Source organism: Pseudoduganella guangdongensis (assembly GCF_009857475.1).
Lineage (GTDB): Bacteria > Pseudomonadota > Gammaproteobacteria > Burkholderiales > Burkholderiaceae_D > Rugamonas > Rugamonas guangdongensis.
In genome coordinates, this window is record NZ_WWCJ01000071.1 from 1 (window position 1) to 269 (window position 269).

Sequence of the window (269 nt, forward strand, 5' to 3'; positions counted from 1 at the left end):
GAGACCGTACCGCAAACCGACACAGGTGGGCGAGATGAGTATTCTAAGGCGCTTGAGAGAACTCGGGAGAAGGAACTCGGCAAATTGGTACCGTAACTTCGGGATAAGGTACGCCTCGGTAGCTTGACCACTTTACTGTGGAAGGGCGAAAAGGTTGCAATAAACTGGTGGCTGCGACTGTTTAATAAAAACACAGCACTCTGCAAACACGAAAGTGGACGTATAGGGTGTGACGCCTGCCCGGTGCTGGAAGATTAAATGATGGGGTG

1 rRNA gene is annotated in these 269 nt (G+C 50.9%); it reads left to right on the forward strand.

Annotation, left to right across the window (positions count from 1 at the left end):
* Nucleotides 1–269: ribosomal RNA gene (locus GTP41_RS26885) — 23S ribosomal RNA — on the forward strand; the annotation flags it as partial.